Source organism: Nocardia niigatensis NBRC 100131 (genome assembly GCF_000308655.1).
GTDB classification, from domain to species: domain Bacteria; phylum Actinomycetota; class Actinomycetes; order Mycobacteriales; family Mycobacteriaceae; genus Nocardia; species Nocardia niigatensis.
In genome coordinates, this window is sequence record NZ_BAGC01000003.1 from 153,773 (window position 1) to 179,270 (window position 25,498).

The 25,498-nt window shown below is 68.1% G+C and carries 27 protein-coding genes; 22 read left to right on the forward strand and 5 right to left on the reverse strand.

Translation table 11 applies throughout. The annotated features are described in order from the left end of the window. The first annotated feature begins 15 nt into the window (after window positions 1–15). On the forward strand, window positions 16–702 hold the full coding sequence (locus ON33_RS02210) for a nucleoside/nucleotide kinase family protein (protein ID WP_306307500.1): 687 nt from the start codon (window positions 16–18) through the stop codon (window positions 700–702). Between the two features lie 5 nt (window positions 703–707). Here the strand turns inward: ON33_RS02210 and ON33_RS02215 are convergent, their stop codons facing one another. The 3 genes from ON33_RS02215 to ON33_RS02225 are packed head-to-tail and all read right to left on the reverse strand — an operon-like array spanning window position 708 to window position 4,107. After that, window positions 708–1,601 carry a PfkB family carbohydrate kinase gene (locus ON33_RS02215; RefSeq protein ID WP_040854244.1) on the reverse strand — a complete coding sequence of 298 codons (894 nt, stop codon included), beginning with the start codon at window positions 1,599–1,601 and terminating at the stop codon, window positions 708–710. Window positions 1,602–1,621: 20 nt separating this feature from the next. Further along, window positions 1,622–2,452 carry an SDR family oxidoreductase gene (locus tag ON33_RS02220; protein ID WP_040854246.1) on the reverse strand — a complete coding sequence of 277 codons (831 nt, stop codon included), beginning with the start codon at window positions 2,450–2,452 and terminating at the stop codon, window positions 1,622–1,624. Beyond that, window positions 2,452–4,107 (reverse strand): aldehyde dehydrogenase family protein, encoded by a 1,656-nt coding sequence (locus tag ON33_RS02225; protein ID WP_040854564.1) that lies wholly within the window; start codon window positions 4,105–4,107, stop codon window positions 2,452–2,454. Before ON33_RS02225 ends, ON33_RS02220 begins: the two co-directional genes overlap by 1 nt. Window positions 4,108–4,263: 156 nt before the next feature. Here ON33_RS02225 and ON33_RS02230 point away from each other — a divergent pair, with 156 nt between their 5' ends. Then, the gene (locus ON33_RS02230) at window positions 4,264–5,535 is read left to right on the forward strand and encodes a PucR family transcriptional regulator (protein ID WP_040854566.1); all 1,272 of its coding nucleotides are present in this window, start codon (window positions 4,264–4,266) and stop codon (window positions 5,533–5,535) included. A gap of 10 nt (window positions 5,536–5,545) precedes the next feature. On the opposite strand, the gene ON33_RS02235 is transcribed toward ON33_RS02230, so the two are convergent. After that, entirely contained in the window at window positions 5,546–5,815 is a 270-nt protein-coding gene (locus ON33_RS02235) for a DUF2277 domain-containing protein (RefSeq protein WP_040854249.1), read from the reverse strand. 216 nt (window positions 5,816–6,031) lie between these two features. Here ON33_RS02235 and ON33_RS02240 point away from each other — a divergent pair, with 216 nt between their 5' ends. Then, window positions 6,032–6,856 carry a DUF1266 domain-containing protein gene (locus ON33_RS02240; RefSeq protein ID WP_040854252.1) on the forward strand — a complete coding sequence of 275 codons (825 nt, stop codon included), beginning with the start codon at window positions 6,032–6,034 and terminating at the stop codon, window positions 6,854–6,856. A 50-nt stretch (window positions 6,857–6,906) separates the two neighbouring features. Here ON33_RS02240 and ON33_RS02245 read toward each other — a convergent pair whose 3' ends face one another. Further along, window positions 6,907–7,743: a hypothetical protein gene (locus ON33_RS02245; protein ID WP_245550260.1), complete on the reverse strand. Its 837-nt coding sequence runs from the start codon at window positions 7,741–7,743 to the stop codon at window positions 6,907–6,909. A gap of 399 nt (window positions 7,744–8,142) precedes the next feature. On the opposite strand from ON33_RS02245, the gene ftsH reads away from it, so the two are divergent. The 19 genes from ftsH to ON33_RS02340 all read left to right on the forward strand — a co-directional run bounded on the left by ftsH (window position 8,143) and on the right by ON33_RS02340 (window position 25,240). Continuing rightward, window positions 8,143–10,500 carry an ATP-dependent zinc metalloprotease FtsH gene (ftsH, locus tag ON33_RS02250; protein ID WP_040854256.1) on the forward strand — a complete coding sequence of 786 codons (2,358 nt, stop codon included), beginning with the start codon at window positions 8,143–8,145 and terminating at the stop codon, window positions 10,498–10,500. A gap of 177 nt (window positions 10,501–10,677) precedes the next feature. Beyond that, window positions 10,678–11,277 (forward strand): GTP cyclohydrolase I FolE, encoded by a 600-nt coding sequence (gene folE / locus ON33_RS02255; protein WP_245550261.1) that lies wholly within the window; start codon window positions 10,678–10,680, stop codon window positions 11,275–11,277. A gap of 202 nt (window positions 11,278–11,479) precedes the next feature. Continuing rightward, on the forward strand, window positions 11,480–12,340 hold the full coding sequence (gene folP / locus ON33_RS02260; RefSeq protein ID WP_051151546.1) for a dihydropteroate synthase: 861 nt from the start codon (window positions 11,480–11,482) through the stop codon (window positions 12,338–12,340). Further along, the gene (gene folB, locus ON33_RS02265) at window positions 12,340–12,732 is read left to right on the forward strand and encodes a dihydroneopterin aldolase (protein ID WP_040854258.1); all 393 of its coding nucleotides are present in this window, start codon (window positions 12,340–12,342) and stop codon (window positions 12,730–12,732) included. The genes folP and folB overlap by 1 nt, the downstream gene beginning before the upstream one ends. A gap of 4 nt (window positions 12,733–12,736) precedes the next feature. After that, complete coding sequence (folK, locus tag ON33_RS02270) at window positions 12,737–13,270, forward strand: 2-amino-4-hydroxy-6-hydroxymethyldihydropteridine diphosphokinase (protein ID WP_040854260.1); 534 nt, start codon at window positions 12,737–12,739, stop codon at window positions 13,268–13,270. Between the two features lie 16 nt (window positions 13,271–13,286). Then, window positions 13,287–13,757, forward strand: coding sequence for a DUF3180 domain-containing protein (locus ON33_RS02275; RefSeq protein WP_040854266.1), 471 nt, complete (start codon window positions 13,287–13,289; stop codon window positions 13,755–13,757). 69 nt (window positions 13,758–13,826) lie between these two features. After that, the gene (locus ON33_RS02280; RefSeq protein ID WP_051151547.1) at window positions 13,827–14,852 is read left to right on the forward strand and encodes a DUF6779 domain-containing protein; all 1,026 of its coding nucleotides are present in this window, start codon (window positions 13,827–13,829) and stop codon (window positions 14,850–14,852) included. Between the two features lie 165 nt (window positions 14,853–15,017). Then, window positions 15,018–15,947 (forward strand): Rossmann-like and DUF2520 domain-containing protein, encoded by a 930-nt coding sequence (locus ON33_RS02285; protein WP_040854271.1) that lies wholly within the window; start codon window positions 15,018–15,020, stop codon window positions 15,945–15,947. A 5-nt stretch (window positions 15,948–15,952) separates the two neighbouring features. Continuing rightward, the gene (gene panC / locus ON33_RS02290; RefSeq protein WP_040854274.1) at window positions 15,953–16,879 is read left to right on the forward strand and encodes a pantoate--beta-alanine ligase; all 927 of its coding nucleotides are present in this window, start codon (window positions 15,953–15,955) and stop codon (window positions 16,877–16,879) included. A gap of 13 nt (window positions 16,880–16,892) precedes the next feature. Beyond that, the gene (gene panD, locus ON33_RS02295; RefSeq protein ID WP_040854277.1) at window positions 16,893–17,312 is read left to right on the forward strand and encodes an aspartate 1-decarboxylase; all 420 of its coding nucleotides are present in this window, start codon (window positions 16,893–16,895) and stop codon (window positions 17,310–17,312) included. Between the two features lie 10 nt (window positions 17,313–17,322). Continuing rightward, entirely contained in the window at window positions 17,323–18,138 is an 816-nt protein-coding gene (locus tag ON33_RS02300; RefSeq protein WP_040854278.1) for a type III pantothenate kinase, read from the forward strand. Between the two features lie 189 nt (window positions 18,139–18,327). Continuing rightward, window positions 18,328–18,936: a cysteine dioxygenase gene (locus ON33_RS02305; protein WP_051151548.1), complete on the forward strand. Its 609-nt coding sequence runs from the start codon at window positions 18,328–18,330 to the stop codon at window positions 18,934–18,936. Further along, window positions 18,933–19,364 (forward strand): rhodanese-like domain-containing protein, encoded by a 432-nt coding sequence (locus ON33_RS02310; RefSeq protein ID WP_174391465.1) that lies wholly within the window; start codon window positions 18,933–18,935, stop codon window positions 19,362–19,364. Before ON33_RS02305 ends, ON33_RS02310 begins: the two co-directional genes overlap by 4 nt. A 159-nt stretch (window positions 19,365–19,523) precedes the next feature. Beyond that, a complete protein-coding gene (lysS, locus tag ON33_RS02315; protein WP_051151566.1) occupies window positions 19,524–20,990 on the forward strand; it encodes a lysine--tRNA ligase in 1,467 nt (488 codons plus the stop codon). A 116-nt stretch (window positions 20,991–21,106) separates the two neighbouring features. Next, complete coding sequence (locus ON33_RS02320) at window positions 21,107–21,469, forward strand: histone-like nucleoid-structuring protein Lsr2 (protein WP_040854282.1); 363 nt, start codon at window positions 21,107–21,109, stop codon at window positions 21,467–21,469. A 190-nt stretch (window positions 21,470–21,659) separates the two neighbouring features. After that, window positions 21,660–22,283 carry an FHA domain-containing protein gene (locus ON33_RS02325; protein WP_040854285.1) on the forward strand — a complete coding sequence of 208 codons (624 nt, stop codon included), beginning with the start codon at window positions 21,660–21,662 and terminating at the stop codon, window positions 22,281–22,283. A 164-nt stretch (window positions 22,284–22,447) separates the two neighbouring features. After that, window positions 22,448–23,095, forward strand: coding sequence for an anthrone oxygenase family protein (locus tag ON33_RS02330; RefSeq protein WP_083868529.1), 648 nt, complete (start codon window positions 22,448–22,450; stop codon window positions 23,093–23,095). A 192-nt stretch (window positions 23,096–23,287) separates the two neighbouring features. Then, window positions 23,288–24,241: an esterase/lipase family protein gene (locus tag ON33_RS02335; protein WP_373281005.1), complete on the forward strand. Its 954-nt coding sequence runs from the start codon at window positions 23,288–23,290 to the stop codon at window positions 24,239–24,241. 42 nt (window positions 24,242–24,283) lie between these two features. Next, on the forward strand, window positions 24,284–25,240 hold the full coding sequence (locus tag ON33_RS02340; RefSeq protein ID WP_040854291.1) for an esterase/lipase family protein: 957 nt from the start codon (window positions 24,284–24,286) through the stop codon (window positions 25,238–25,240). The last annotated feature ends 258 nt before the right edge of the window (window positions 25,241–25,498 follow it).

Below are 25,498 nucleotides of genomic sequence, written 5' to 3' on the forward strand. Positions count from 1 at the left end.
CCGTAGGCTCGGGGGGTGGCGATACGCGGCAGTGTCGAAACCTCGTTGGCGGAGTTGGCGGCTCGCGTTCGTCGGCGCGCCGATGGGCATTCCGGTCGGTTTCTTCTCGGGATCGCGGGCCCGCCCGGCGCGGGCAAATCCACCCTCGCCCGCGGCATTCGCGACGAACTGAACCTGGCCGCCGGCGCCACGATCGCCGAGGTCGCCCCGATGGACGGATTCCACCTGACCACCGCGCAACTCCGCGCCGCCGGATTCCTCGACCGCAAGGGCGAACCCGACACCTTCGACACCGACGGCTACGTGGCCCTGCTACGCACCATCCGCGACGCCGCCCCGGGCACGCCCGTCTCCTGGCCCACCTACGACCGCGAGATCCACGAACCCGTCCCCGGCGGCGTCGTGTTCGACCATCAATCCATCGTGGTGACCGAGGGCAACTACCTGCTGCTCGATGACCGCGCCCACCCCGCCTGGGCCGCCGTCCGCCCCCTGCTCGACGAGAGCTGGTACCTGGACGTGCCGCGCCCGATCATCGAACGGCGCCTGCTGCGCCGCCACATTCGCGGCGGCCGCACCCCCGAAGCCGCCCGCACCAAGGTGGCGCACAGCGATCTGCGCAACGCGGCCCTCGTCGAATCCACCCGCGCCCGAGCCGATCTGGTGCTGCGCAAGGCGGGACGCGGCTACCGCATCGACTGAGCGCGCTATCGTATCGACCGAATGTCGAAGTGCCGCATCCATTCCCGGGTGCCGATGAAACCACAGGAGGCCGTCGCCACCGTGGCCGCGTGCCGAAGCGCGACCGGGAAATCCGCGCCACGTTCGTGAAAATGACAGAACGCGCCGTGCAGAATGTCGCCCGCACCGAGCGTGTCGACCGCTGATGCCTCAGGGACGGAGATCTCGCCGCGTTCACCGTCCACCGAGTACCGGATCGGGCCGCCGCCTCCGGTGATCGCCGCCTGTCGCGGTCCCGTCGCATGCAGGTATTCGAATACCTTTCCAGCCGAATCAGCCTGTACCCCAGGCGGAGTGAAGGCACTCGAGCAGATCGCGATATCGACGACCGGCAGCAGCTCGCCGTGCACCGGGCGCCAGCGCCCGGCATCCAGCACCACCGGCACGCCCGCTGCCCGCGCCGCCGTCGCCAGCCGCAGCGCGGGCTCGGGATAGTGGCCGTCCAGCAGGAGCACCGTGGCCGCGCCGAGCAGATCGGCCGCCGCCGCGTCGAGGACCGGGTGGATCCGGGATCCGTCCAGCGACACGATGGTCCGGGTGGCCGCCGCGGTGGCGACGATGATCGAGGACACCGGCGGCTGCTGATCACCGTCCGGTGTGAGGTCCACGGTGGTGACCCCGTGCTGCCCCAGATCGCCCCGAATCAGTTCCGCCAGTGGATGTTTGCCCAGCGCGGTCACCAGGGCCGGTGTCGCGCCGGACAGGAAGGCGTAGGTCACCGCCGCATTGGCTGCCGGTCCGCCCGCTCCGAGGAACAGGTCGGCGGCCTGGGTCTTGGAGTCCTCGGCGGGATACCGGTCGACGGCATAGGCGAGATCCAATGTCGACAATCCGGCGAAAACCGCACTCCTGCTACCCATGCCGCCGACCCTACGACCAGCTAGTCGCGCACCCGGTGCTCGTACGCTTTACGCGCGTCGCTGTCCACATCGTCGAGGAAGGCGGTCTGCGAGCCGAGCGTGCGCCCGATGGCATCGCTCAGCGACTGCGGCAGCAGGCCGAAGAGCTGTGCCATGAAGCCCGCGACCGCGGTGACCCGCGCCTTGGCCTTGGGCTCCACGATCAGCTTGGCGATGGCGTCCGCGATCTCCTCCGGCTCCGCCGGGCGCATCAGCTTGGGCAGCGAAACCCCAGAGCCCAGTTCGGTTTTCGTGAGCGTCGGCAGCACCGAGGAGAACGCGAGCCCGGTGCCGCGGTACTCCTCGCGCAGCGTGTCGGTGAAGCCGAGCACCGCGTGCTTGCTCGCGTTGTAGGTGGCCAGGCCCGGGATATGGCTCTCGCCCGCCAGCGAGGCGATATTGATGACGTGCCCGCGCCCGCGCGGCAGCATGCGCGCGATGGCCAGCTTGGAGCCGAGGATCACGCCGTACACATTGATGTCGAGAATGCGGCGGGTGATCTGATCCGGTTCGTCCACCAGGCGCCCCGTGGGCATGATCCCGGCATTGTTGATCAGCACGTCGATCGGCCCGAGCTGCCGCTCCACCTCGTCGAGGAAGGCCTCGAAAGACTGCTGGTCGGTGACGTCCAGCTTGCCGTACACGTCGAAATCCCTTGCGGCGCCGGACTCCTTGACGGTGGTCTCGTCGATGTCACCGATGGCGATCTTGGCGCCGAGGGCCTGCAGGGTGGTCGCGGTGGCCAGGCCGATGCCGCGGGCGCCGCCGGTGATCACGACGACCTTGCCTGCGATCATTGTGAAGTCGGTCATCACAGCCCCCGAACGGTCTTGATGATGGCGGGCACGTTGATGCGCCGCAGTCCGCGGGTGCCCGCCGCGCGCATGGCGCTCATGGCGAAGGTCAGCTTGGCCGGCGAATACGGGAACCACAGCGGCTCTTTGGCCTGCGTCGGCAGGATCGGCTTGGTGATGGCCTGCTGACGGCAGTACTTGCGTACGCCGTTGGCCCCGCCCCAGCGCGCGCCGGTGCCGGACAGGCCCCAGCCGCCCATGGGCAGCGCGAAGCTGAACATATTGGCGAACACGTCGTTGATGTTGACCGCGCCCGCGTTCAACTGGCGCGCAACGCGTTCGGCGCGATCCTTGTCGCCGGACCACACCGACGCGGACAGGCCGTAGATCGAATCATTGGCCAGCCGAATCGCTTCCGCCTCGTTCGCCACCTTCATGACCGGCAGGGTGGGTCCGAAGGTCTCCTCGGTCATGCAGCTCATGGTGTGGTCCACGTCGGCGAGCACGGTGGGCTCGAACAGGGTGCCGACGCCGGTGCGCTTGCCGCCGGTGGTGACCCGCGCGCCCGCCTTGACGGCCTCCTCGACATGCCGCTGCACGATCAGGGTCTGGTTCTCGTTGGCCAGCGCGCCCATGTCGTACTTGGGCTGCCGGCCGTCGACGCCCTGGCGGACCTCCTTGACCGCGGCGGTCAGCTTCCGCAGGAACTCGTCGTAGACCGGCGCTTCCACGTACACGCGCTCGACCGAGATGCACACCTGCCCGGCATTGAACAGCCCGCCGAAGGCGATGCCGTGCGCCGCGCGATCCAGGTCGGCGTCGGCGAGCACGATGGCCGGGTCCTTGCCGCCCAGCTCCAGGCTGAACGGGATCATCCGCTCGGTGCAGGCCGCGGCGATCTTGCGGCCGGTGGCGGTGGAACCGGTGAACTGGATGTAGTCGGCGTTCCCGACCACGGCGGCGCCGGTCTCGCCCGCGCCGGTGACCACCTCGAACACCGGCGGCGCGCCGATCTCACGCCAGCCGCGCGCCAGTTCGACCGCTGAGAGCGGTGTCACCTCGGAGGGTTTCAGGATGACCGCCGCGCCCGCGGCCAGTGCCGGGATCACGTCGATGACCGGCATGGCCAGCGGGAAGTTCCACGGGGTGATCACGCCGACCACCTGGTAGGGCCGGAACACGGTGGTCAGCTGCTTCACCCGGGCCAGCGGGCTGTGCGGCGAAGGATGCTCGTCGGCAAGGAATTTCGCGGCGCGGCGGGCGTAGTAGCCGGTCAGGTCCACCGAGAACGCCGGGTCGATGAGCGAGTCCACGCGGGCCTTGCCGGTCTCGGACTGCAGCACGTCGGCCAGGTGATCGGTGTTGTCCACCAGCCAGTCCTGCAACTTCAGCAGCCACTCCTTGCGCCTGTCGGGGCCCAGGGCCTCCCAGGCGGGCTGGTGCGCGCGCAGCGCGGCGACCTTGGCGGCGACCGTCTCGGCGGAATCGATCGGGACCGTACCGGCCAGGGCGCCGGTTGCCGGATTACGGACCTCGATCTCGGTGGCGGGCGCCGGAACCGCCTCGGGTTTCGGGGTGACTGCCGCTTTCGGGGCGGCCTTGACGGCGGCCCCGGCCGGCTTGCGGGTCCCGGTCTTGCGAGCGGTGCCCGCGGCGGGTTCGGTATTGGTCACGATGTGCCCCTCCACGTGCGCTTCGTTGCGACGATGAGCTGTGCCCCAGCTCACTGGACTATGATCGTGACACAATTTCGTGAGCCCATGCTTGGCCAATCGAGTCAATTGTTCCGGCCGGTTTTGTGCTCGGAGTACAACCTCGGAGGAGTGCCCGTGGCGACGCCCGCGAACCCGGCGGACATCCGGCTCTGGATCGCCGACTTCGTCGCCGAAACCCTGCCCCCCGAAACCCTGGAACAGGTCGTCACCCGCCTCGACGACGCCATCATCGCCCGCATCCCGGAACTGCGGGACCGCGACATGCGCCGCGACCTGGCCGCCAGCAGCCGCGCCCACGCGGTCGCGGTGCTCAGCGGACTCACCCAGGACCGGTTCGACTACCCGGTCCCGCCGGAGGCGCACGCCTTCGCCCGCACCGTCGCCCGCCGTGGCTACGACGTGCGGCTGCTGCTGCGCGTCTACCACCTCGGCCAGGAAGCGGTCATCGACTACATGACCGAGGTGCTCGAACAGCGGCAGCTGCCGCGGGACATCGAAAGATCCGTGCTGCTGCGGCTTTTCGACCGCACCACCCGCTGGGTCAGCACCTCGGTCGAGGCGCTCACCGACACCTACATGGCCGAGCGGGAACGCGGCCTGCGCGCCGCGCTCACCCAGCGCGCCGAAATCGTGCGCACGCTGCTGGACGGCGCCGAGCTGGACACCGAAAGCGCTTCCGCCAGGCTGGGATACCGGCTCGCGCAACGGCATCTGGCGCTGGTGCTGTGGACCGGCGAGGATGCCGCGCCGCTGCCGCCGGACGGCAACGCCGAGGCCGTCGGCCGGCTCGACCGGATCGTGGCCCGCTATGCGGGCGCGCTCGGCAACGGCAGTCTGCTCACCGTCCCGTCGGGCGCGACCGCGCTGTGGGCGTGGATCGGCGTGGACGACGAACTGCCCGGGCCCACCGACCCGGTGTGGTCGGTGGAGGCGCCCGCGCGGGTGGCGATCGGCGTGCCCGCCGCGCACGCGGCCGGCTTCCGGGCGGGCCATCGGGAGGCGGTCGCCGCCCGGCAGGTCGCCGAGCGGGCCCGGCCGGGCATGCCGCGGGCGCTGCACTACTCCGAGGTGGAGATCGCCTATCTGGCGGGATCCGACGAGACCGCCATGCGGTCGCTCATCGACCGGGAACTGGGCGCACTCGCCGCACCCGACGCGCAGTCGGCGCGACTGCGGGAAACCTTGCATGCCTACCTGCGGGCCCGCCGCAGCCCGGATGGGGCCGCGAAGCTGCTCGGCGTGCACAAGAACACGGTGCGATACCGGATTCAGCGCATAGAAGAACTACTCGGTCACTCTCTCGACCAGCGTGGTACGCGACTGGAGGTCGCGCTCGACTGCGTGGCGGTCTACGGCGTTCAGGCCCGCGAACGGGTCGGGGCGTGAAGGACGAGCTTCAGCTCGCTTCCTCGGTGACGGTTTCCCGGCCGGTGTGGCGGCGGGTCGGCGGCTCACCCTCGGAGGCCCGGCGCTCGGGTAATTCCGCCAGCAATTGCGTGGTGGCGGCGGCGATCGCCGTCACCGCTTTGTCCACCGCGGCCTTGGTGGCCGTCGTCAATCCCGACACCCCGCCGACTTTGCGCACGTATTCCTGTGCGGCGGCGTAAATTTCCTGCTCCGTGGCGGCCGGGCTCAGCCCGCGCAGGAGGGTGATGTTCCCACTCATGCCCCCAGAGGTTAGCGCCCGATTACCCACTGTGACAGGGCAAGATTCAGACAATTGCGCGAGTGCGTCGCGGAGGGGCCATCGGAACGCCGGACCGCGGCTCCCAAAATTCCGAACCGAACGGTTTGCCGATTATTCGCACCCGACGCGGCCGGTGTGGCATACGCGATCGGCGAATTGTGGGCCGCTCCAAGATCGATGGGGAACAATCGTGGTATGCCAGCCCGCGACGTGCCCCCGCTGACCACCTTTCCGTACCCGGAGCTGGACCAGCGCGAGGACGACCACTGGTCCGGTGCGCAGGTCTCCGACGACGAGCTGCGCGCCCTCTCGCTCGGTGGCTTCTACTCCTCCCGCTGGGACGCCTTCCACGACGCACTGCTGCTCGGCCCCGAACGCGACCACCCGCTCGGTGATCGCCGCGAACTTGCCATCGACACCCTCACCGGCGCCTGGGGCATCACCGACGGCACCGAGGCCATGGCCTCGATGGAACAGCTGCTCGACGGCATGCACGGCCCGCTCTACGCACTCGTGCATCCACTTGTCATGGCGGCCATCAACTCCCCTGAACGCGACCGCTTCGGCGAGCGCGCCGATCGGCACCGCGCCTTCCTGCGGCAGGTCGGCTCGTTCCGCGGCATGGAGAATCCGGAGGCGCTGGTCCGCGATTACGACATCTGGTCGCAGGCCATCAAACTCGGCCTCACCGACCATCTGGTCCGTCCCCTGCCCACCGATATCCAGGCCTGGGATCTGGCCCGTGTCGTGGCCGTGGCCCGCATGGCCTACACCGCCGGCTATCTCGACGCCGATGTCGCCTGGGAGTACCTCATGCGCGCACTGCCCCCGGCCCAGCGGAAATACCGGAACTGGCGGCAATTCGGCGATGCCTACCTGGCGGGGTGGACCTACTGGCAGGCGTGCGAGGACCTCGCGGAACTGAAATCCGGTGGCGTGGACCGGCGCATGGAATTGCTGCGGCTGTGGATGCGTCCCACCAGCCCGTGGCGGCGTATCGCCTTGCAGCCCGACGAATAAGCCGCGTGCTGGGGGCTCGACCCCCAACCCTTTTCATTCGATCCGGCAACTCAATCCGGCAGCGACCGCAGAATTCCGCGTCCGTAGCGCTGGAACTGCGCATCGTCGACCATGCCGAGCGAATGCCGCTCGACCAGCAATTCCCATTCGGAGTACAGCTTCGCGACGCCCGGATCCGCCGGCCCGGCGGCGCCGTCGGCCACCTCGCGCTGGATGGCGAAATTCAGAGCGCCCGTTACCCGATCGGTGTCGGCCCGGTCGGTGCCGGTGAAATGCCAGGTCAGATTGCCGTCGCTGACCTCGATGCCGTACTCGGCGGGCGCGGGGCCCGGCGCGTCGGCGTCATCGGTGGTGCGCGCCCACAGCAGGGTCGCCACCGGTAGCTCGTGGGCGAAACGCTTGCCCAGGCTCAATGAAACGAAGATCAGCCGGGTGGTGGTGATCGCGAGCAGGCCGGTGGCCCGGGGCGCGGGCGCCTGCGCGGTGACGATGGCCGTCTCGAGCACGTACTCGCCGGGCGTGACATAGCGCTGCAGCGCGGCGACGGCCGGTTTGGCGTCCCGCTTGGGCGCCATGCGCCGCACCGCGCGATCCACGTCGGCGCGGGCGGGCCCGCTGCGACCCCAGGAGGGCGCGGGCGGAGTGAGGTCGGGGGCGGCCACATCGAGGCGCTGGGTGGCGAGGATCTGGTTGTTGATGCGCTCGACGATGACGGTGGCGGCGGGCACGTCGTGCTCGGCGATCAGCACCGGCAGCGGGGTCCGGTCCGCGGGTACTCCGGTCAGCACGGGGGTGGGGTAGCGCAGATATATTTCGATGACGACGGCGTCATCGGCGCGCCGGTTCAAACGCACCTTGAGCAGGTCGCTTACCGGCACGTCGAGCACGCGCTCACCGTCTGTTCCCGGTCGCAGCACCGTCAAACGCCCGTTGCCATGACGCACAATCGCTGTGGGTGTCCGTAGCTCGACTATGTCCATACCCCCTGCGCTCTGTTGTGTCGCCACTCACGATGAGACGACCATGCCATGATTGTGACCACTCGGTCCGACACCAGGGGGTGATCGACCCAGTGTGTTGCCGCAGATGGTCGGGGAACCACCCGCGTTCTCCAGCCGTTTACCTGTTGAACTGCACTAGCTGCCGAACTGCGCGATGTAACGACTAGACCGTACGCGGTAACGTGGCATGTCCGCATCCGTTCGCCGGAACGGGCGTGCCACGCAAGCATCGCAGGCAAACCGGATACACCCCCCGGAAAGGACTGGCCGCCAGGCCGACGCTCTATGACCCGCAAGAATGTGTTCCGCAACCTGGCCATAGTCGCGGGCTTTCTGCTCGTGATCTGGCTGGTCAGCTATTTCAGCAACGACACGCGCGGCTGGCACAGCGTCGATACTTCGGTGGCGCTTTCCCAGCTCCAGGACAAGTCCAATGTCGACTCGGTCCAGATCGACGACAAAGAGCAGCAGCTGCGCATCACGCTGAAGAACGGCAACGATGCCACCAAGGGCGAGACCAAGCTCATCGCCAAATATCCGGGTGGTGGCGAGGTGTCCGCGCAGGTCTTCAAGGCCGCGCAGGATTCCGGCGCCAAGGTCAACACCTCCGTCAAGCAGGATTCCTGGCTGAGTCAGATTCTGCTGTTCATGCTGCCCATGGTGATCCTGTTGGGCCTGTTCATCTTCGTGATGGCGCGCATGCAGGGCGGCGGCCGCGGCGGCATGATGGGCTTCGGCAAGTCGAAGGCCAAGCTGCTGTCCAAGGACATGCCCAAGACCACGTTCCAGGATGTGGCGGGCGCCGACGAGGCCATCGAAGAGCTCTACGAGATCAAGGACTTCCTGCAGAACCCGGCCCGCTATCAGGCGCTGGGCGCGAAGATCCCCAAGGGCGTGCTGCTCTACGGTCCGCCCGGTACCGGTAAGACGTTGCTGGCTAAGGCCGTTGCCGGTGAGGCCGGGGTGCCGTTCTTCACCATCTCGGGTTCGGACTTCGTCGAGATGTTCGTCGGTGTCGGTGCCTCCCGCGTGCGCGACCTGTTCGATCAGGCCAAGCAGAACAGCCCCTGCATCATCTTCGTGGACGAGATCGACGCGGTCGGCCGCCAGCGCGGCGCCGGCCTGGGCGGCGGTCACGACGAGCGCGAGCAGACCCTGAATCAGCTGCTGGTGGAGATGGACGGCTTCGGTGAGCGCACCGGCGTCATCATCATGGCGGCCACCAACCGGCCCGACATCCTGGATCCGGCGCTGCTGCGTCCCGGCCGTTTCGACCGGCAGATCCCGGTCGGCAACCCGGACCTGAACGGCCGGCGCGCCATCCTGCAGGTGCATTCCAAGGGCAAGCCGATCGCGACCGACGCCGACCTGGACGGTCTGGCCAAGCGCACCGTCGGCATGTCGGGTGCGGATCTGGCCAATGTGATCAACGAGGCCGCGCTGCTCACCGCGCGTGAACACGGCAACGTGATTACCGGTGCGGCGCTGGAGGAGTCGGTCGACCGTGTCATCGGCGGTCCTCGCCGCAAGTCGCGGGTGATCAGCGAGCACGAGAAGAAGATCACCGCGTATCACGAGGCCGGTCACACCCTGGCCGCCTGGGCGATGCCGGATATCGAGCCCGTCTACAAGGTGACCATCCTGGCCCGCGGCCGCACCGGCGGTCACGCCATGACGGTGCCCGAGGACGACAAGGGCCTGATGACCCGCTCGGAGATGATCGCCCGCCTGGTCATGGCCATGGGCGGCCGCGCGGCCGAGGAACTGGTGTTCCACGAGCCGACCACGGGCGCCTCGTCCGATATCGACCAGGCCACCAAGATCGCGCGGGCCATGGTCACCGAGTACGGCATGAGCGCCCGCCTGGGCGCGGTCCGCTACGGCCAGGAACAGGGCGACCCGTTCCTGGGCCGTTCGATGGGCATGGCCTCGGACTACTCGCACGAGGTGGCCCGCGAGATCGACGAGGAGGTGCGCAACCTCATCGAGGCCGCGCACACCGAGGCGTGGGCGGTGCTCAACGAGTACCGCGACGAGCTGGACTCGCTCGCCACCGCGCTGCTCGAGCGCGAGACCCTGCACCGCAAGGATCTCGAGGAAGTGCTGACGACGGTCGAAAAGCGGCCGCGCATCACGGCCTTCAACGATTTCGGGGACCGCACCCCGTCCGATCGCCCGCCGGTGAAGACCCCGCGCGAGCTGGCCGCCGAGCGCGGCGAGCCGTGGCCGGAGGAGAGCTCGCGGCCGTCGCATCCGGTGGTGCAGCCCACCAACGGCTATCCGGAACCGGCCTACGGCGGCGCTCCGGCGCCGCAGTACGGCGGCTATCCGGCGCCCGCGCCGCAGGGGTACCCGCTGCCGCAGGCTCCGGCCTATCCGCGGCATGGCGCCCCGACGCACGGTTCGCGTCCGGATTACGGCGCTCCGGCCGGTTGGTCGGCGCCGGGCTGGCCGCCGCAGGAGGACGAGGGGCAGGCTCCCTCGCCGCGCGGCGCGTACGGCGGCTGGGCGCCCGCGGGCAACCAGCGGTATCAGCCGGGCGGTCAGTATCAGCCGGGTCACCCGCAGCCGGCGGAACAACCGGCGGCCGGGAATGACGAGGCCGAGAAGAACGGTTGGGACGGACCGAACGGTCGTCGCTGACCGCGGTCCCGATAGGCTCATTGGGTTCGCGGCCCGGCTCGGGCGGGGTTCGGACGCTGGGTGAAACGCCCGCGGCCGGATCCGCCCGAGTGGTTCGGCGACCGCGTCCAGGCCGCTTCTGCATGTGCGGCAAGTCAACACAGGAGGTGTCGATTGTCGGCCACCAACAATCGTGTCGTGTCCGGCCCGATCGCGCTCGACACCGGTCGATCGTTCGATCAGACGCGCGCGGAGGCTGCCGTGCGCGAGCTACTGATCGCGGTCGGTGAGGATCCGGATCGTCCCGGGCTCGCCGACACCCCCGCCCGGGTGGCGCGGGCCTACCGCGAGATGTTCGCCGGGCTGTTCACCGATCCGTCCGAGGTGCTCAACACCACCTTCGAGGAGGGGCACCAGGAGCTGGTGCTGGTGCGCGACATCCCCATGTACTCGACCTGTGAGCACCACCTGGTGGCGTTCCACGGTGTCGCGCACGTCGGCTACATTCCGGGCCCGCACGGCCGGGTGACGGGACTGTCGAAGCTGGCCCGCGTGGTGGATCTGTACGCCAAGCGCCCGCAGGTGCAGGAGCGGCTGACCAGCCAGATCGCGGACGCGGTGATGAAGAAGCTGGAACCGCGCGGCGCCATCGTCGTGGTCGAGGCCGAGCACCTGTGCATGGCCATGCGCGGCATCCGCAAGCCGGGCGCCTCCACCACCACCTCGGCGGTGCGCGGCATGTTGCAGACCAACGCCTCCTCGCGCGCGGAGGCCCTGGATCTCATCCTGCGAAAGTGAGTGCTGTGTTCAATTGCCTCCGCTTCGCTTCGGCGGGTTCGCGGCCCTGCAAGCTCGATTCTTCCCTCCTCCGCTCCTCCGCTTCGCTCCCCCGCTCCGTCAGTCCAGAATCGAGCCGGGCCGCGAACTCTGGGTGCGGGAGTCTGGGGGCATTGTGACGCCACGCCTGTTGGAGCCGCGTGGGGGGCGTTCCTGTGTGGTGATGGGCGTAGTGAATGTCACCCGCGACTCGTTCTCCGATGGCGGCCGCTACCTGGATCCGGGTCTGGCGGTGGCGCACGGTCTCGAGCTGTACGAGATGGGTGCCGACGTCATCGATGTCGGCGGTGAGTCGACCCGCCCCGGTGCGATCCGCATCGATCCCGAAACCGAAGCGGCGCGGGTGGTTCCGGTGATCCGGCAGCTGGCCGCGGCCGGGGTGCCGACCAGCGTGGACACCATGCGGGCGAGCGTGGCCGAGGCCGCCATCGAGGCGGGCGTGGCCATGGTCAACGACGTGTCGGGCGGTCGCGCCGACCCGAACATGGTGAAAGTCGTTGCGGCGACCAAGATTCCGTGGATCCTCATGCACTGGCGAGCGGAGGCGGACTACCGGCACGCGGGTCCCGCCGAGCAGTACGACGATGTGGTGTCCAAGGTCTGGGAGGAGCTGAACGCGCAGGTCGAGTTCGCCCTCGCCGGCGGCGTCGACTTCGGTCAGCTGGTGCTGGATCCGGGCCTGGGCTTCGCCAAGAACGCCGACCACAACTGGGAGTTGCTGGGCGGCCTGTTCTATCGCATGACCGAGATGATGGACGCGGGCCTGCCGATCCTGATCGGGGCCTCCCGCAAGCGTTTTCTCGGCGGCCTGCTGGCCGATGCGGAGGGCCCGCGCCCGCCGGACGGCCGCGAGGTCGCCACGGCCACGATTTCCGCCCTGGCCGCCGAGCACGGCGCCTGGGGGGTGCGGGTGCACGATGTCCGGTCGTCGCTGGACGCCATCGCGGTGGTCGACGCGACCACCAATGCCGCGCGGCGACTGCGCGAGCGGTACCGGCGGGAGCGGGAAGCGGGGGAGCGGTAGTGAGCATCGATCGTGCCGGATCGCCCGGGGACCGCATCGAATTGCGCGGGCTGCGCGTCTTCGGCCACCACGGCGTCTTCGACTTCGAGAAGCGCGACGGCCAGGAGTTCGTGGTGGATCTGACGCTGTGGACGGATTTCACCGTCGCCGCGAAGTCCGACGACATCGCCGATACCATCCACTACGGCGAGCTGGCCGAGCAGGTGGTGGCGATCGTGGCGGGCGAGCCGAAGGATCTGATCGAGACGGTGGTCTCGAACATCGCCGACGAGGTGATGGCGGATCCGCGCATCCAGGCCGTGGAAGTGGTGCTGCACAAGCCTTTCGCGCCGATTCCGCATACCTTCGAAGACGTCCGTGTAGTCACGTCCCGCCGTCGCGAACAGGAGTAGAGCGGTGACCCGCGTTGTGCTGTCGATCGGATCCAACCTCGGTGACCGGCTGGCGCATCTGCGCAGTGTCGTGGAGGCGCTGGGCCCGCGCCTGGTGGCGGTCTCGTCGGTGTACTCGACGCCGCCCTGGGGCGGGGTGCCGCAGCAGGACTACCTGAATGCCGTGCTGGTGGCCGAGGATCCGGCCATGGAGCCCTCGGACTGGCTACGCCTGGGGCAGGAGCTGGAGCAGGCCGCGGGCCGGATCCGGGAAGTCCGCTGGGGCGCGCGCACTCTCGACGTGGACGTGGTGCAGGCCGAGTCGCGCCGTCGCGAGGGCCGGGTGGTGGTGCGCAGTCTGGATCCGGTGCTGACGCTGCCGCATCCGCAGGCGCACCATCGCGCGTTCGTGCTGGTGCCGTGGCTGGAGATCGAACCCGACGCGGAGCTGGAGGCGATCGGCGCGCTGCGCACGCTGCGAGAGTGGCTGTCCGCCTTGGATTCCGCCGAGGTGAGCGGGGTGCGCCGCACCGAGCTGACTTTGGGCTGGACGCCGTGACGCCGGAGCTGTTGCGGTGAAGCCGACCCGCATTCTCGACCTGTGTGCGAATGTGCTGCTGGCGGCGATCGTGGCCTGGGTCGCCACCAATATGGCGTATTCGAGTTTCCCGCCGATCTCGGTGTTCTCGGGCGCCTCGCTGCTGCCGGTGGCGCTGCTGGAGGTGGTGCTGGCATTCGTGATTCGGCAGCGTAAGGAGAATCACGGGATCGGTCCCGGTTCGGGGCAGCTGCATGCCATCACGGCGGCCCGGGCGGTGGCGCTGGCGAAGGCGTCGGCGCAGGTGGGGTCGCTGGTGGGCGGGATCTGGCTGGGGTTCCTGGTGTGGCTGCTGATGCAACGCTCGGATCTGCGTGCGGCGGCGTCGGATACGCCGGGTGCGGTGGTGGGGCTGCTGGGCGGGGTGGCGCTGGTGGCGGCGGCCCTGTGGCTGGAGTATTGCTGCCGGGCTCCCATTGATCCGCCCGATGAGGCAGCTACTTCTTAGCTAACGGATTGGCGCTGATCATCGCCAAGGCGGGGGCCACACTCCCGAGATCAAGCTACGCTGGCGGACATGGTTTCACCCTCCCGTAGCAGTGCTTCCCGTCGCCGCCGGGAGGATGCGGGAAAGTTCTTCACCGGCTTTCTGCTTCTCCTCGGACTGGTTGCCAGCGTTTTCCTGGTCTTCAGTGACAACCTCCACCTGATCCGGGTGGGCCTGGTCGCAGCCCTCTGGGCGGCCGCCATCGGTGCGCTCGCCGCCACCCGTTATCGCAGGGAGGCGGCAGTCGACAAGGCGAAAGTGGGTGACCTCCAGAAGGTCTATCAACTGCAGCTGGAGCGCGAGGTTGCTGCCCGCCGCGAATACGAGCTCGGCGTCGAGACCCGGGTCCGGCACGAGGTCGGCGCCGATGCCGCGGAAATGGCCGCGCTGCGTGCCGAACTCACGGTCCTGCGCGAGAGCCTGCAGCGCCTGTTCGACGGCGACCTGCCCTCCGAACGCCCCGCCCTGCGTGCGGATGCCGTTCGGGTCCAAGAACTTCCGAGTAGCGACGCCGGACCGGCCCCCGAGGCGGCGAACGATAACTGGCCGGACGCGGATCCCTGGGACCCGTGGTCGTCACCCGACCAGGCCGAGGACGACGACGACCCGCGCGCCCGCATGGCCCCCAAGTTCGACCCCGCGCATCCCGAGCCGCCGGCCTTCGCCACCCCCTTCGACGACCCGGTCACCGCCGAGACCTCGATCATCACCGACGCCATGCGCCAGGACTACGAGGCCGAACGCGCCGCCGCCGAACCGGATTCACCCACCTCGGCGCCGAACCCGGAGACCGCCGACGCCCCCGCCGTCGAGGACACGGCGGCCACCAACCGCGACGGTGTCACCAATGGCAGCACCGCCACCAATGCCGACGCGCCCAGCGAACCGTTACCCGTCCCGCGCCTGACCCCCGACCCGGCCCCCACGGCCCCGGTGGGCCGCGCCAGCACCCGCCGTCGCCGGCGCTCCGACGACAACGCCGACGCCGAAGGCACCCACCGCCTGTCGGTCGCCGAGATCATGGCGAACCTCAAATCCGAGAACAGCAGTAACTGACCCGAGCGCCCCCCGCAGGGATGCGGGGGTTCCGGGGAAGCCCCCGGGGGCGCGAGAGTTGTCTATCCCACAGTGGGTAGCTCTGGCGAATCGGCGGCGATATCCTCGCTCGAGTAACGTCCGGTACCCGCAAGGCGGGACTGGAACGACTTTCGAGAGGACAAAGTGACCTCGGACAAGGATGTCTGCGGGACCGATCCTGCGCCTGCACGCTTGACGGTGGGAATCGTCTCGGCGGGACGCGTCGGATCCGCGCTGGGTGTGGCGCTGGAGCGTGCCGGTCATGTCGTATTCGGGGTGTCCGCGATTTCGGACGCCTCGGTGCGCCGGGCCGCCACGCGCCTGCCGGACTCCCGCATCCTGCCCGCCGAGGAGGTGGCCGCCCGCAGCGAGCTGCTGATTCTCGCGGTGCCGGACAGTGAATTGCCCGGTCTGGTCGCGGGGTTGGCGGCCGCGAACGCGGTACGCGCGGGCACCATCGTGGCGCACACCTCGGGTGCGAACGGGGTCGGGGTGCTGGCGCCGCTGACCGCGCAGGGCGCGCTGCCGCTGGCGATCCATCCGGCCATGACGTTCACCGGGCACGACGAGGATGTGGCCCGCCTGGCCAATGCCTGCTTCGGCGTGACCGCCGCCGACGACATCGGCTATGCCATCGGGCAGTCGCTGGTGATCGAGATGGGTGGCGAGCCGGTGCGGGTCGCGGAGGAGAACCGCACCCTCTATCACGCCGCTCTCGCGCACGGCAGCAACCATCTGGTGACCCTGATCGTGGATGCCGTGGAGGCCTTGCGCGCGGCGCTGTCGGGCCCGGGTCTACTGGGTCAGCAGTCGGTCGACGATCAGCCCGGCGGCCTGGCCGAGCGCATGCTGGCGCCCCTGGCCTCGGCGGCGCTCGACAATGCGCTGCGGCGGGGCCCGGCCGCGCTGACCGGCCCGGTGGCGCGCGGCGACGTGGCCGCGGTGGCCGCGCATCTCGACGCTCTCGAAGCCCTGAATCCCCGTCTGGCCGCGGGTTATCGCGCCCAGTCGCTGCGTTCGGCCGAGCGCGCCAAGACCAACCCCGCCCTGATCGATCTGCTGGAAGGACGCTGACGCCCATGGACCCCAAGCTGATTGGCACGTACAAGCGCGGCGAGCTGACCGTGCTGCACGATCCGTCCGTCATGACCAAGGTCGTCAAGGCGTTGCGGTCGGTGGGCCGCCGGGTCGCGCTGGTGCCGACCATGGGCGCGTTGCACGAGGGCCACCTGGAGCTGGTGCGGCTGGCGAAGCTGACCAACACCACCGTCATCGTGTCGATCTTCGTGAACCCGCTGCAGTTCGGCGCGAACGAGGATCTCGACAAGTACCCGCGCACCCTCGACGCGGATGTGGAACTGCTGCGCGGCGAGGGCGTGGAGCTGGTGTTCGCGCCGAGTGCCCAGGATATGTACCCCTTCGGCACCCGCACCACGGTGCAGGCCGGTCCGTACGGCGACATCCTCGAGGGCGCGACCCGTCCGGGCCATTTCTCCGGCGTGTTGACCGTGGTCTCGAAGCTGTTCAATATCTGCCGGCCGCACGAGGCGTTCTTCGGTGAGAAGGATTACCAGCAGCTGGCGCTGATCCGGCAGATGGTCGTCGACCTGAACATGGACGTGAAGATCGTGCCGGCGGCGACCGTCCGTGAGCAAGACGGCCTGGCCAAGTCCTCCCGCAACCGCTACCTGAGCGCCGAGGAGCGCGAGCTGGCCACCACGCTGTCGGCCGCGCTGCTGGCCGGCCGGCACGCCGCCGGTCAGGGTCCGGAGGCCGTGTTGGAGACCGCGCAGTCTGTGCTGGATCTGGCGCCGGACATCCAGGTCGACTATCTGGCCCTGCGGGGTTCCGACTTCTCCGAGCAGTGGCCGAGCGGCAACGCCCGCCTGCTGGTCGCGGCCCGGGTCGGCACCACCCGCCTGATCGACAATATGCCCGTCTCCATCGGCAAGCCGCTCGACGGCCTCCCCACTGTTCCCGATCAGCCTGCCCAGGCAACTCTCTAGGAAGGCGACGACGATGTTGCGCACCATGATGACGTCGAAGATCCACCGCGCCACGGTGACTCACGCCGATCTGCACTATGTGGGTTCGGTGACGGTGGACCAGGACCTGCTCGACGCCGCCGACCTGCTCGAGGGCGAGAAGGTCAGCATTGTCGACATCACCAACGGGGCCCGCCTCGAGACCTATGTGATCGCCGGTGAGCGCGGTTCCGGCGTGATCGGAATCAACGGCGCCGCAGCGCATCTCGTGCATCCCGGTGACCTGGTGATCCTGATCGCCTACGGGATGATGGACGCGAAGGAGCTCGAAAACTACGCTCCGCATGTGGTTTTCGTCGACGAGCGCAATCGCCCCATCGAGCTGGGCACCGATCCGGCACACGCCCCGGAGGGCTCGGATCTGATCTCCCCGCGTTCGCTCTCGCTGGCCTGAGCGGCGGGCCATGCTGCTGACCATCGATGTCCGCAACACCAGCATCGAGCTGGGCCTGTTCTCCGGCAGCGGGGAGCATGCGAAGCTGGTGCGGCACTGGCGGATGCACACCAATCCGCTGCTGACCGCGGACGAATTCGCGTTGCAGGTGCGCGGTCTGATCGGCGCGGACGCCGATCAGGTGGTGGGCGTCGCGGCGCTGTCCACGGTGCCGCCGGTGCTGCGCGAGCTCCGGGAGATGCTGTCCCGCTATTGGGCTCATATGCCGCACGTGCTCGTGGAACCCGGTGTACGCACCGGTATTCCGCTGCTGGTGGACAATCCCAAGGAGGTCGGCGCCGACCGTATCGTGAATTGTCTTGCGGCTTATCATCGTTTCCGCTCGCCGGCCATCGTGGTGGATTTCGGCACGGCGATCTGTGTGGATCTGGTGTCGGCCAAGGGGGAATTCCTCGGCGGCAGTATCGCGCCCGGTGTGGAGATTTCCACCGAGGCGCTGATCGCCCGCAGTGCGCTGCGCCGCGCGGAGTTGACGCGCCCGCGGTCGGTGGTGGGCAAGAACAGTATGGAGTGCCTGCAGTCGGGCGCCATTTTCGGTTTCGCGGGCCTGGTGGACGGCCTGATCGATCGTATTCGCGATATCGACGCCTTCTCCGGTGACGATGTGGCGGTGGTGGCGACGGGCGCGACCGCGCCGCTGATCGTGCCCGAGTCGGAGACCATCGAGCATTACGAGCCGCATCTGACGCTGGACGGCCTGCGCCTGGTCTACGAGCGCAATCAGCAGCGGCGCACCCGGCCCGAGTCGGCCGCGGCCCGGTCCTGAACCGACCAGATGGAATAAAAGTGACGCAGTCGTCGCCGGGGGCCCTGGTGATTCCCGGCGAACCGCTGTTAGACTCACCGACGTGTATTTCCGCGTGAGCACCCAGGAGTGTTGTCGAGGCTGATTCGCCTCGACGGTCGTCGAGGCTTCGTATAGCCCCGACCGCACACACTTCTTGGAGTTTCGCTCATGCGTTCCTCTGTTCTCTCCCTCCCTGTCGATACCCGCGCCACCTCGCCGCTCCTGCCCGAGGTCACCGAGCGGGCCACCGCCTCCGCCCTGCCGACCCGGCTGCGTCCGGCCGATCTGCTGCGCCTGACCGATGAGGGCGCCCAGGACGTGCTGGAGGGTCGCTACGACCACCTGCTGCCCGACGACGGCCTCTGGCCCACCGAAAAACGCTGGGCCACAAGGCTTGTCGCGGACGATGAGGTGGACATCTGGCTGATCAGCTGGGTCGAGGGCAAATACACCGAACTGCACGACCACGCCGGCTCGCTGGGGGCGCTGACCGTGCTCTCCGGCGCGCTGTCGGAATACCGCTGGAACGGCCGGGACCTGCGCCGCCGCACCCTTACCGCGGGTGATCAGGCATCCTTCCCGCTCGGCTGGGTACACGACGTGGTGCGTGCCCCCGAGGCGGAGGCCGGCATCACCGGTCCGCTGAACCCGACTTTGAGCGTGCACGCCTATTCCCCGCCGCTGACGGCCATGTCCTATTACGAGGTCACCGGTCACGGCACCCTGCGGCGCACCCGTTCCGTCCTCACCGACCAGCCCGAAGGCGAACTCGAATGACCCACTTGACGATCGACGGCATGCTCGCCCAGGCCCGCGGGCAGCTGCGTCGCCTGCTCCCGATCGAATTGCCGCAGGCCATCGCTCGCGGCGCGATTCTGGTGGACATTCGCCCGCAGGCCCAGCGGCTGCGCGAAGGCACCCTGCCGGGCGCGCTGGTGATCGAGCGAAATGTTCTGGAATGGCGTTTGGACCCGTCCAGTTCCGCGCGTTTGGCGATGGCCGAGGATCACGACGTGGAATGGATCATCGTCTGCTCGGAGGGCTACACCTCCAGCCTGGCCGCGGCCTCGTTGCAGCAGCTGGGCCTGCGTCGCGCCACCGATCTCGAGGGCGGATATCAGGGGCTGAAAGCGGCGGGTCTGCTGACCGTCGCCGCCTCCGCACCGCACTTCGAGCGTGAGGTCGCCACCCTGGCGTGGCTGTAGCCGAAGCCGCGGGGAGGCGGCGGAAAAAAGGAATTCCGGCGCAGGATAGTCTTGAACCCCGTGAGCACCTCCACCCCTTCTTCCCCGTCGAGCAACCCCGTTCCTGCTGGCCAAAAGCGTGCCGCCGCGGCCCCCGTGGAGCATGACGTTCCCGAGCAGATGCGGATTCGCCGCGAGAAGCGCGAGCGGTTGCTGGGGGAGGGGCGCGAGGCATATCCGGTGGTGGTGAACCGCACCCACACCCTCGCCGAAATTCGCGCGGCGTACCCGGATCTGGCGGCCGATACCCAGACCGGTCAGTTGGTCGGGATTGCCGGGCGCGTCATTTTCGTCCGTAATAGCGGCAAGCTGTGTTTCGCCACCCTGCAGGAGGGCGACGGCACCAAGCTGCAGGCGATGATCAGCCTCAATGGCGTCGGCGCGGACTCGCTGGCGGCCTGGAAGGCCGATGTCGACCTGGGTGACTTCGTATTCGTGCACGGCGAGGTGATCGCTTCGCGCACTGGCGAATTGAGCGTCATGGCCGATGCGTGGGAGATGGCGGCGAAGGCGCTGCGCCCGCTGCCGGTGGTGCACAAGGAGATGAACGAGGAGTCCCGGGTCCGCCAGCGCTATGTCGACCTGATCGTGCGCCCGGAGGCCCGCGAGATGGCCCGTACCCGCGTCGTGGCCGTGCGCGCGCTGCGAAACGCGTTGGAGCGCAGGGGATTCCTGGAGGTCGAGACCCCGATGCTGCAGACCGTTCACGGCGGCGCGACGGCCCGTCCGTTCGTCACGCACTCGAACGCGCTCGATATGGAGCTGTTCCTGCGCATCGCTCCGGAGCTGTTCCTGAAGCGTTGCGTGGTGGGTGGCATCGAGAAGGTCTTCGAGATCAACCGGAACTTCCGCAACGAGGGCGCGGACTCCACCCATTCGCCCGAGTTCGCAATGCTCGAAACCTACGAGGCGTACGGCACCTACGACGATTCCGCCACCATGATGCGGGAATTGATCCAGGAAGTCGCGCAGGAGGTCTACGGCACGCAGGTCGTGACGCTCGCCGACGGCACGGAATACGATCTGTCCGGCGAGTGGGCGACGGTGGAGATGTACCCGTCGCTGTCGGAGCAGATCGGCACGGAGGTCACTCCGGAAACGTCGGTCGAGGAATTGCTGGCACTCGCGGATCGGGTCGGTCTGGAAATTCCGCAGGGTAAGGGCTACGGTCACGGCAAACTGGTCGAGGAACTGTGGGAGCACGTCTACGGTGACAAGCTCTACGCGCCGACTTTCGTCCGCGACTTCCCGGTCGAGACATCGCCGCTGACGCGCCAGCATCGGAGCAATCCCGGGGTTACCGAGAAGTGGGACCTGTACGTGCGCGGCTTCGAACTGGCCACCGGCTATTCCGAACTCGTGGATCCGGTGATCCAGCGCGACCGTTTCATGGATCAGGCGCGTTTGGCCGCGGCCGGTGACGAGGAGGCTATGCGCCTGGACGAGGACTTCCTCACCGCGATGGAGCACGGTATGCCTCCCACAACCGGAACGGGTATGGGTATCGATCGTTTGCTGATGGCCCTGACTGGCCTGGGAATCCGGGAAACGATACTCTTTCCAATTGTGCGTCCGGCAGCCCGTTAGTTCTCCGGATTGCATTTCCGGGCCCTGTTCTGGGACTATCGGAATTAGCGGTATTCTGGCGTCGGGTAATCGGCCTGACTATGCGGGTCGCACGATTTCGAGAGGACGTTCATCTCATGGCAAAGAAGGTCACCGTTAGCTTGATCGACGATGTCGACGGTGAGTCCATCGCGGACGAGACCATCGAGTTCGCAATCGATGGCGTCTCGTACGAGATCGACTTGTCGACGGAGAATGCGGCCAGGCTGCGGGAAGGGCTGGAGACGTGGGTTTCCGCCGCTCGGCGCACGAGCGGTCGCCGTCGTACCAAGGTGGCCGGCGCTCCGGCCGCGGGCCCGAAGAACCGGGTGTCGATCGATCGCGAACAAAGCGCGGCCATTCGCGAATGGGCACGCCGGAATGGCCACAAGGTGTCCGCTCGTGGTCGTATCTCCGCTGACATCACCGAGGCTTACAACAAGGCCGCCTCTAAGAACTAGTTGTCCGACTAGTCGCCGATTCGACTGCCGTCCGGGTGTTTCGTGCGTGCCCGGGCGGCAGTGGTTTATTCATGCGCTTTGCGTATCACCGGGGGATCAACCGTGATCTTGCTAGTGCCGGGGAGGCCAGGCACCATTGAAACGTGCGGACGATGTCACTGGCTGGATGTAGAGAAGAGGTATCGGCGCAGTGACCGCTTTCCACGGCTCCTTCCTTCGGGTCAAGGACCAAGAGGGACGCCAGCATGAGCTGATGCTGTCCCCTGACCAGCCCCGGATCACCATCGGGCGCTCACCGCAGGCCGACCTGTCGCTGTTCTGGGACGTCGAGGTGTCGCGCCTGCACGCCACCGCCGAATACCTGGGCGCGCACTGGACCATCGTCGACGACGGCCTTTCCCGCAACGGCACTTTCGTCAACGGGGATCGTCTGGTCGGCCGGCATCGCCTGCAGCCGGGTGACGTCATCCGGATGGGCACCTCGCGAGTCACCTTCCACGACTTCAGTGGCGCCGCAGGCGATGTCACGCAGACCTCCACCGGCGGGCTGCCGACCCTGCGCTCGCTCACTGAAACCCAGCGGTCGGTACTGATCGCGCTCTGCCGCCCGCTGCGGAGCAACGACGGGTTCGCCTCGCCCGCCTCCAATCAGCAGATCGCGGCGGAACTCTTCCTCAGTGTCGACGCCATCAAAACTCACCTGCGCGCGCTGTTTGCGAAATTCGGCGTCGAGGATCTTCCGCAGAATCAGAAGCGGGTCCGCCTCGCCAACCTGGCCATGCAGTCCGGCGTCATCTCCGAACGCGACCTCTGATCCGCACCGCGGCGGGGCCGATCCTGGTACCACCCGTACCTGTTGGACCCCTGCGCATGCGTGCGAGCTTCTGAGCCATGGGTTTCCGTGCCCGTCGGCGATTGACTGGACGTAGTCGATCACCCGGGATGAACACGGGTGGCAGATCCAGTCAGGAGAGAACGATGTTCGCACTTCGCACCGCCGCGCTGGTGGCGGCGACGCTGACCACCGGACTGATCGCCGGCGTGTTCTACGCCTACGCGACCTCGGTGATGACGGCCCTGGGCCAGTCCGACGACCGCACCTTCATCGATGTCATGCAGAAGATCAACGTGGTCATCATCAACCCGTGGTTCATGCTCGGATTCCTGGGCACGGTCGGCTTCACGGTGCTGGCCGCGGCGCTGCATCTGGGCAAGGACAACCGCACCGCGCTGATCTGGATCGGGATCGCGCTGGCCCTGAACGTGATTGCCTTCTTCATCACCTCGGGTCTGAACGTGCCGCTCAACAACCAGCTGGCCGATGCCGGCGACGTGGGCCGGATCCAGGATCTGGCGGCGGTGCGCTCGCAGTTCGAAAGTTCGTGGGTGGCTTGGAATATCGTCCGCGCGGTGCTGCACACGCTGGCCTTCCTGGTGCTGACGGGTGCGCTGTTCGTGGCGGGCGTCCAGCACGCCGGGGCGACCGCTGCGGTCGGCACCGTGGCGCGCGCCGCCGCGCAGCCGGGTTTCCCGCAGGCTCCGGGTGCCCATCCGGCCCCGGCGTCGTGGTCCGCTCCGGCCCAGCAGGCGTTCCCGGCCCGGTCCGGTTTCGCGTCCGATCGGTAGTAATTCCTTCCGATTCCGGCGCCGGCGGGGACCTTCGGTGCGGCCTCACAAGCCGCCTGCGGGTCCCGGCCGGCGCCGTTTTCCTGTACTGAAACCGGTTTCAGAACTTACCCGCCAGTATTCCATCCTCCGCGCTTGTTTCCTGACTAGGTTGACTGAACGCGTTCTAATTTGGGAGGGAACATGCGAAGGATGCCCATGCGGGGAACGCCGGGATCACTGCTGATCATGGCGGTGCTGGCGGTCTTGTGGATCGGTGCGAGCGGTACCGCCCGAGCGGAATATCCGGTCACTTTCAATTTCTTCGCGGGTATCCCGAACGAGCTCACCAACCCCGGTGGCTCACTGCCCGGGGCCAATGACTGGTCCTGCAAACCCAGTGCGGCACACCCGGATCCGGTGGTCCTGATCCACGGCACCGCGGGTGGCGCGCAGACCAACTGGGGCGCCTACGCGCCGCTGCTCGCCAATCAGGGATACTGCGTCTTCGCGCTGACCTACGGCGCCCTCGACGTGCCGTGGCCGCTGTCCGCGCTGGGCGGGATGAAGCCGATCCCCGAAAGTGCCGCGCAGCTGAGCGACTTCGTGAGCCGCGTGCTCGCCGCGACCGGCGCGGCGCAGGTCGACTTCGTCGCCCACTCGCAGGGCAATACGGTCGGCAACTACTTCATCAAGCGGCTCGGCGGCGCCGGCGAGGTCAACCGCTTCGTGGCCATCGCGCCCCCGTGGCTGGGCATCTTCGGCGACCAGATGGACGTGGTGCGGACCTTCGGCCGCCAGCTCGGCGCGAGCGCCGACCAGGTGGACAACCTGGCCGCGGCGGGCGTCGTCTGCCAGGCCTGCCCCGAGATGCTCGGCAATTCCTCGTTCATCAACGCCCTGAACGCTGACGGCGTCTACGACCCGTCGGTCACCTACACCAACCTGGCCTCCCACTTCGACGAGGCGGTATGGCCCTCGATCGCGCTCGTTTCGGGCCCCAATGTCACCAATGACCTGATGCAGGACGGTTGCCCCGCCGACTTCTCCGATCACATGGCCATCGCAGGCAGCCGTCGCGCGGCCATGATGGCCCTCAACGCCCTCGACCCGGACCATGCCCAGCCGGTGCCCTGCGAGTTCGTTCCCCCCATCACGGGCGACTGACCGGCTCACATCTTTGTGACGCGTTCGAATCCGGGAGGGGGCATGAGACGGATGGGTGGAACATCGGGATCACTGCTCGTGATGGCGGTACTGGCGGTCTTCGGAATCGCGACGAGCGGCGCCGCCCGCGCGGATTACCCGGTCACGTTCAGCGTCTTCGCGGGCACTCCGTATGAACTCACCGATCCCGGTGGCTCGCTGCCGGGATCGAACGACTGGAACTGCAAGCCGACGGCCGAACATCCGGATCCGGTGGTCCTCGTGCACGGCACCGGTGCCGGCGCGCAGACCGGTTGGGGCGCCTACGCCCCGCTCCTGGCCAATGAGGGCTACTGCGTCCACGCCCTCACCTACGGCGCGCTCGACGTTCCCTGGCCGCTGTCGGCCCTGGGCGGCATGAAGCGCATCGAGGACAGCTCGGCGCAGCTGGCCGCCTTCGTGGCCCGGGTGCGGTCCGCGACCGGTGCGGCGCGGGTCGATCTGATCGCTCATTCGCAAGGCAATATCGTCGGCCAGTACTACGTGAAGCGGCTGGGCGGTGCCGGCGAGGTCGACAAGTTCGTGGCCATCGCCGCGCCGTGGCTCGGCACCTACGGCGACAATATGAACGTCCTGCGGGCTTTCGGTGCGCAGTTGGGTATCGGCGTCGCCGCCGTGGACGCCGCCATCGGCATGGGTGTCTGCCAGCCCTGCGCGCAGATGGTCGGCGGCGATCCCTTCATGACCGCCCTGGATGCCGACGGCGTGTACGCCCCGAGTGTCACCTATACCAACCTGGACACCCGCTACGACGAAATCGTGGTGCCGTACACCAGCGGCCTGGTGCCCGGCGGCCCGAATGTCACCAATGTCGTGATGCAGGACGGTTGCCCGGCCGATTACTCCGACCACCTCGCCATCGTGGGCAGCCGCCGTGCGGCCACGGTCGCCCTCAACGCACTGGATCCGGAGCATCCCCGTCCGGTTCCCTGCGAGTTCGTTCCGCCCTTCACGGGATAGGGGATTCGTGGATTCGCGCGACTGACCGGCTTGTTCGCTGTGGGCGTAGCGCGGATGGAAACCGTCCGCGCAACTGCCCCGTTATGACTGAATGAGTCGTACTGTCGCCGGTTCGCAATAGGGTGGACGGACGACGTGCGTGACCCCCGGCAACTAGAGTGGAGTCGGGGGATGCAACCCCAGGGCTTCATGGCAGGCTGGCGACCAGAAGGGCAGCACAGGGTCTGAAGCGCCGGATGCCAGTGATGGCGGAGCAGG

Excerpts from the sequence above, each read along its gene's own strand:
- ON33_RS02300 (WP_040854278.1), top strand. The coding sequence starts at position 17,323 with ATGCTGCTGACCATCGATGTCCGCAACACCAGCATCGAGCTGGGCCTG.
- ON33_RS02305 (WP_051151548.1), top strand. The coding sequence starts at position 18,328 with ATGCGTTCCTCTGTTCTCTCCCTCCCTGTCGATACCCGCGCCACCTCG.
- ON33_RS02220 (WP_040854246.1), bottom strand. The coding sequence starts at position 2,452 with ATGACCGACTTCACAATGATCGCAGGCAAGGTCGTCGTGATCACCGGC.
- folP (WP_051151546.1), top strand. The coding sequence starts at position 11,480 with ATGGGCGTAGTGAATGTCACCCGCGACTCGTTCTCCGATGGCGGCCGC.
- ON33_RS02215 (WP_040854244.1), bottom strand. The coding sequence starts at position 1,601 with ATGGGTAGCAGGAGTGCGGTTTTCGCCGGATTGTCGACATTGGATCTC.
- panC (WP_040854274.1), top strand. The coding sequence starts at position 15,953 with ATGGACCCCAAGCTGATTGGCACGTACAAGCGCGGCGAGCTGACCGTG.
- ON33_RS02320 (WP_040854282.1), top strand. The coding sequence starts at position 21,107 with ATGGCAAAGAAGGTCACCGTTAGCTTGATCGACGATGTCGACGGTGAG.
- ON33_RS02340 (WP_040854291.1), top strand. The coding sequence starts at position 24,284 with ATGAGACGGATGGGTGGAACATCGGGATCACTGCTCGTGATGGCGGTA.
- panD (WP_040854277.1), top strand. The coding sequence starts at position 16,893 with ATGTTGCGCACCATGATGACGTCGAAGATCCACCGCGCCACGGTGACT.
- ON33_RS02335 (WP_373281005.1), top strand. The coding sequence starts at position 23,288 with ATGCCCATGCGGGGAACGCCGGGATCACTGCTGATCATGGCGGTGCTG.
- ON33_RS02240 (WP_040854252.1), top strand. The coding sequence starts at position 6,032 with ATGCCAGCCCGCGACGTGCCCCCGCTGACCACCTTTCCGTACCCGGAG.
- lysS (WP_051151566.1), top strand. The coding sequence starts at position 19,524 with ATGCGGATTCGCCGCGAGAAGCGCGAGCGGTTGCTGGGGGAGGGGCGC.
- ftsH (WP_040854256.1), top strand. The coding sequence starts at position 8,143 with ATGACCCGCAAGAATGTGTTCCGCAACCTGGCCATAGTCGCGGGCTTT.
- ON33_RS02235 (WP_040854249.1), bottom strand. The coding sequence starts at position 5,815 with ATGAGTGGGAACATCACCCTCCTGCGCGGGCTGAGCCCGGCCGCCACG.
- ON33_RS02280 (WP_051151547.1), top strand. The coding sequence starts at position 13,827 with ATGGTTTCACCCTCCCGTAGCAGTGCTTCCCGTCGCCGCCGGGAGGAT.
- ON33_RS02330 (WP_083868529.1), top strand. The coding sequence starts at position 22,448 with ATGTTCGCACTTCGCACCGCCGCGCTGGTGGCGGCGACGCTGACCACC.
- ON33_RS02310 (WP_174391465.1), top strand. The coding sequence starts at position 18,933 with ATGACCCACTTGACGATCGACGGCATGCTCGCCCAGGCCCGCGGGCAG.